2 protein-coding genes are annotated in these 6,107 nt (G+C 67.0%); both read right to left on the bottom strand.

The features are described 5' to 3' along the window. Nucleotides 1-109: 109 nt before the first annotated feature. Nucleotides 110-535 carry a hypothetical protein gene (locus AB0E88_RS35585; RefSeq protein ID WP_361639336.1) on the bottom strand — a complete coding sequence of 142 codons (426 nt, stop codon included), beginning with the start codon at nucleotides 533-535 and terminating at the stop codon, nucleotides 110-112. A 16-nt stretch (nucleotides 536-551) separates the two neighbouring features. Further along, nucleotides 552-6,107 (bottom strand): polymorphic toxin-type HINT domain-containing protein (locus AB0E88_RS35580; RefSeq protein WP_361639333.1); only part of this gene is annotated, 5,556 nt, incomplete at its 5' end.

The following is a 6,107-nucleotide window of genomic DNA, read 5'->3' as shown; positions in this document are numbered from 1 at the left end:
CCCAGCGTCATGCCGAGGAAGGCGGGGCGGTCGGCGAGCGCGGCGGACAGGGCGTGCAGATAGGCGGCCTGGCCGTCGAGGACCTCGGGGCACGAGACCAACGGGCGGTCTAGACGTTCCCTGACCGTCCGAGGAGCTCGGTGACCTCCGTTCGGCGCCAGTCCCATTGAGGGTGCTTGTCGAGGAGATCGACGAACTCGGCGAACTCGATGACGTCACCGTGGTTCGTGTCGATCAGGCCCGAGAAACCCGGGAGCACGGAGGACAGGAGCATGCGCGCAGCGTCCATGGACTCACAGGACACATAGATCGCATGCGGTTCTTCTCCGATCCTCCGCCTCACATCCTCCACCTCCTCGGGCTCGAAGTCCGAGAGGACAGCGCCCGAGAAGTCCAGAGCGTAGGAGTTCCCGTTCCAGTGCAGGAAGTCTCCTGCGCCGAGCGGATCCTTTCCGACTCCGAGGGACCGCACCGTGGCCTCTATGGCGGTGCACTCGTGAGCGCTCGCCAACAGGACCACAGAAGGCCAGGACATGGCTACCTCTCCCGTCTCATGGAGCGATCACCGCCAGGAGTGTGTCGAGATCGGTCGTGACCAGCTGGCCCGCCGCCTCCTGACCCCGGACGACCGATGGCTTCAACTTCTTGCTCGGCCAGATGAAACTGATGACCGGATAGTCGGTGGCCGACTCGTATCGCTCGTGGTCGTGTCCTGAGCCCTTGCCCGTACCGGTCTTCACCTGGATCACCGCGTTGCGGGTCACCACGTCGAAGTCGGTGACGTGCTGACCGTTGTCGACGATCTTGATCTCGACCGCCACCACGTGGCCAGGGTAGCGGGCCTCAATGGCATCGACGAGCCGCGGGACTCCAGGGTCCTTGGGCGTGCCCACATAGGTCGGGGTGCTGTCTCCCCCAGTCGGGCAGCTGTCGTTGTGCACCAGGACGGATGTCGCACCCGCCAGCACGTAGTACGTGTGGACGTCGGAGACCGTCAGGTTGTGGACGGTCGCGTCGAGGCTCGTCGAGCGCTCGACCGCGGTGACCTGGACGTGGGTGCCGGCGCTGGTCTGCAGCCACTCGCCGGCCTGCAGGTGCGTGGCCTTGACCCAGGCGTGCAGTTCCGGAACCCAGAAGGGGTGGCCGTCAGTCGCGGTGACCTGGGCCGTCCTGCTGCCCTTCTTGCCATCGGTGTCGACCGTGATCTTTACCAGGTGCTTGAGGCCCTGGCCCTTGATCTCGGCCGTGACCGTCTCGATCCGGGTCTCGCCCGTCTTCGGGTCGGTCGCCACAACCTTGTCGCCGGTCCTGACCTTCTCGATCGCCTTCGTGGTGCCGTTGGCCATCAGGACCTTGGTGCCCGGGGTGAAGCTGTTGCAGCCGGGGCGGCTTCCGCCGCCGTCGGCCTTGCCCGAGCCGCCGCTGCCGCTGGTTCCTCCGTTGCTCTTGGAAGAGCCGCCGGACTTCCCACCGGGCTTGGAGCCGCCGCTGCCTCCGCCCTTGCCGCCACCGCGGGTGTGGGACGACACCTTCGGGGCCGCCTGCGCCTGTGCGGCCTTGTGGCGGGGGTTACCCGTCTTTCTGGCTGCTTCGGCCGCCTTGTCGGCGGTTCTCTTGGCTGCTTCTGCGGCTCTCTTCTTCGCTCGTTGCGCCGCGAGTTTCTTGGCGCGTTCGATGGCGAGTTTCTTCGCTCTCAGCGCTGCCCGTTCGGCTGCCTTGGCCGCCTTGAGGACGATCTCGGCTGCCTTCTTGGCCGCGCGGAAGGATTCGACGGCCTTGATGGTGCGCTTGACGGCCTTGATGACGGACGGGATCTTGCCCAGCTTGGTCCACGGGATGGCGTCGACCGCGATGCTGATGCAGGACCACATGTCGCCGCCGAAGCAGGCCATGGCGTCGTTGATGCCGATGAAGTCCTTCAGCGTCTCCCAGGCCACGGCCAGGATGACCGAGGTGAGGGACTTGCCCTGCATCGCCTGCGCCTGCGCGACCTGCGCCGCGGACAGACCCGCGCCCGCGAGGGCCGCGGCCCGCTCGGAAGCGGTCAGCGCGATGGACATACCCGACGGGTCGGAGAACGTCACCGGGTTGTTGTGCGCGTAGGTGTAGCCGTTGGACTGCAGGATGTCGTTGAGGTCCAGCACCGGGTCGGCGGACACGAAGCGGCCGACCACCGGGTCGTACAGACGTGCACCCAGCGACACGAAGCCCGAGGCACTGTCCTCCGAGGCACCGAGGAATCCCTTGTGCAACTGCCTGTTGACGCCGGCCGTGTCGGTACCGCGCTGGTTGCCGAACGGGTCCTGCTTGCGGATCCGCACCGACATGCCGCCGTCGAGGGCGACCTCGGCGTACGGGCTGCCCTGGTGGTCACCGGTGATGGCGACCAGCTTGTCGGCGCCGGTGCCGTAGGCGTAGCGCATGACCGCGCCGCCCGGGGAGGGGTAGGTGCGCTGGGTCTGGACGAGGACGCCGCCCTTCTGGACGGTGACCTCGGCATCCCCCAGGGTCAGGGTGGCCTGCTTGCCCTTGATGGTCAGCAGAGCCGACCCATCGGGGCCGTAGATGTAGCGGGTGTCGTTCTGCGGCAGCCACACCTGCTCGGCCTTCGTGGCGTCGCAAGTGGCCAACACGATCGCAGTGGAGTTCGCCGAGTTGGCGCCCTGGACCGCCAGGCACAGGCCCGAGGCCACATGCGTCAGCTGGCCGGAAGCGTTGCGCTTGAGCTCCTGGGCGGCCGAGCCGTCGCACTTCTGGAGCTGGACAGCCGAGCCGGCGGTGTTGCCGGCGGGCTGGACGCACCAGTTGTCGTAGACGTTCAGCGTGCCCTGGTCGGGGTTGGTGCCGCCCGGGGTCTGGCTGAAGCGCCAGTTCTGCGCCGGGGAGCCGTTGCAGCCGTAGAGCTGGATCGCCGTCCCGGCGACAGCGAGGCCGGACCTCAGGTCGAGGCACTTGTCGGCGAGGCCCACGTACGGGGTCTTGCCGCCGGTGCCCGCGCCGGTGATGCGGTCGATCTGACCGTCATACGTCCAGGACAGGGACTGCTTGTCGCCGTTCTGGATCGAGGTGATGGTCTTGGTCTCGCCGGTGAGCTCGTACAGACGCTCCGCCTCGGCCTTGACCTGCGCGCCCTGCGGCGTGGTGTAGGTCTTGGACACCTTGGTCAGCGTGTGCGGCTGGGTGCCGTCGGCCTTGCCGTAGGCGTAGGTGGTCGTGGCGTCCTTGGCGGTGTTGCCGGTGAGGTCCTTCTCGGTCAGGGTCTTGCGGTTGCCGAGCAGGTCGTACTCATACTCCTGCCAGTAGCCGGAGTTGTCCTTGCCGGCCGCCACGTTCAGCGTGCCGTCGGTGTTCTTCGGGCTCGTGCAGGAGGACTGGTCCTTGGAGGTCCAGGCCGTCTTCAGCTCGCCCAGCGGGTTGTAGACGAAGCACTGGCGCTCGTCGATGCCGGTCGCGCCCTCCTGGATGGAGGTGACGTTGCCCGACGGGTCGTAGGTGTACGACCGCTTGGAGACCAGGTTGCCCGAGACGAGGGACTTGTCGTCGCTCTTCTCGCGGTAGACCTGCTGGTCCTTGAGCTCACCGCTGGACTCGTCGTAGGTCGACTGGGTCCAGACCCGGTAGGGCTGGGCGCCGAGCGTGGAGCGCAGCACCTGGCCGTAGGGGTCGTAGACCGTCTCCGAGCCGTACCAGTCCTTACCGGAGATGGAGAGCGGCTTGCCGTCCTCGTTGTAGCGGACGACGAGCTTCTCGGAGCCGAGCTTGCCGATCTTCGGCAGCGTGGACTCCTCCAGCATGCCGTTGTCGCTGTACTTGTAGTCGTACGTGTACGACTTGTCCAGGCCCCAGGTGGTAGCCAGGGTGTCCGGCAGGGTCAGCGTGGTCGAGGTCGGCTGGTAGTCCTTGTCGTAGCCGTTGACCTGCTGGGTGTAGGCCTCACCGTCCGTGTAGCGGGTGGCGGTGTAGGGCATGCCCTTGCCGCCGGGCGCCAGGTCGTAGGTGAAGTTGGCGAGCAGAGTGCCGGATGCGTCCTTCAGGCGCTGCTCGGTCGGCCGCGACAACTGGTCGTAACCGTTCCAGACCGTGATACCACGAGCGTTCGTCGTGGTCACCGGCCGGTCGTGGCTGTCGTACGACGTCCGCGTCGTGCCCCGGTCCGGGTCGGTGGCGGAGTCCTGACGACCGCGGTGGTCGTACGTCCACGTCCACGGGTGGGTGGCGTCGGCGGAGTTGGTCGCCTTCACCAGCTGGCCAAGGGCGTCGTAGGCGTAGCGCATCGACGTGAAGCCGCCGGGCGCGTCCGGGTTGAAGGTGTCGACCCGGGAGCTGCGGCCGAGCGCGTCGGTGTAGACGCGGTAGTCGGAGGTGCCCTGCGGATTGTCGACCTTGGACCAGTCCAGGCCGTACTCGTACTTGGTGGCCCGCTCCGGGACCTCCTTGGAGGACGCCTCCCCGGTCAGCGGATCGACGATCTTCAGGACCGGCGTCTCCTGGAGCACGCGGCCCGAACCGTCGTAGGTGTAGCGGGTGATGTTGGGGACCTGCGTGTCGGCCTCCGGAGAGAACAGCTCGCCGGGCTTGGACTCGTAGGTCAGGTAGGCGTTGTTGGTCTGCCAGACCTCACCGGAGCTGTTGTACAGCGAGTCGGTGATCAGCCAGCCGCCACCGTCCGCCTGCTCCTGCTGCTGCCGCTCGCGGCCGAGACCGTCGTAGACGGTGACAGAGGTGTCGATCTTGTCGTTGTAGCCGCGGGTGTAGGTGGTGACGTAGGACGGCTTGCGGTCCTCACCCTCCTTGTACTCGGGGACGGTGTAGACGGCGCGGAAGTCCGGCACCGCGGTGTCGGACGGTGCACGGTCCGCCGCCCAGGCCTTCTCCATGCGGCCCAGCGGGTCGAACTCCGCTTGCGAGACGTGGCCGTTGGCATCGACCGTCTTGGTGGTGGTGCCGCGGCCCGGCTCGATCTCACGCGTTTCGGACTGGCCGACTGCGTTGGTGTCGGTGACCTTGAAGACCTGTCCGGTGGCCGGCTCGTAGGTGATCAGACCGGACGTCTTGTGGTCGGTGTCAGTAGTGCGGGTGACGCGGCCGATGGCGTCGAACTCGGTCGTGCCGTCCGACTGCCAGCCGTTGCCGTCACCGTTGATCGACCACGACTCGGACGCCTCGCCCTTGGTGGTGTCCGCAAGAGCAACACCGTAACCCTGGCCGTCGTACGCCGTCCGGTTGCCGCCACTGAGCGTGGACAGGTCCGAGAAGTCGGCCGCCGCACACGTCGTCGGGGAGACCAGGACCTGCTTGGACAGGCCGATCAGGTTCTTGGCGGTGTTGTGGACGTACTCCGACTTGGTGCAGGACTCGTCGCCGGTCTTGCCGGTGTCACCGAGGGATTCCACCAGCACGGGCAGACCATAGGTCGGCTCGTAGGTGGTGTGGGTCTTCACGACCCGCTCGGTGCGGGTGTCGTCGCTGTTGGTGCCGGACGACTTCGTGTAGGCGATCTCGTCCGGTTCGGTGACGCGCCAGGCGCGCAGTGGGTCGAGGCCGTCGTCGCGGTCGCGGTGGGCCAGTTCGGTGGCCTCGGGGACGGTGACCGAGCGGGACACCCAGTCGGTGTCGGCGTCGGTGGCGTTGTCGTAGTCGAGTTCTTCGGCGATGCGGCCGGCGAAGGCGTCGCGGTCCTTGGCGATCTCGGTGCCGGTGATGTCCTTCACGGACACGGTGTCACCCATGCCGCGGAAGAAGCGGGTCACCGCCTTGGAGCGCTTGGAGCCGATCGACGCGTCGTCCGTGCCGGTGATGACGGTGGTCTGCTCGACGCCCGCGAACTGCGAATACGTCCGGGTGGACTTCTTGGTGAACTCCTGGTCGGCGAGCTTCCAGCCCGGGTTCTTGTAGACGTACGCCGTCTTCGTCGCGAACGCGCCGTCGACGTTGGGGAGTTCCTCGATGGAGTCCACCACGTACTTGTGGAACCAGTCGATGTCCTCGACCTCGGGATCCGGCGCCCAGAACGAGGGGTAGCACAGGCGGGTGTTGGACTTCAGCCCCGCGGTGTCCTTCTTGTCCGGCAGGTTGGTGCCGGTGGCGCAGTCACCCTCGGGCTTCTT

The organism is Streptomyces sp. NPDC028635, from assembly GCF_040637635.1.
GTDB lineage: Bacteria > Actinomycetota > Actinomycetes > Streptomycetales > Streptomycetaceae > Streptomyces.
This window is presented reverse-complemented; position numbering and strand designations above follow the sequence as displayed.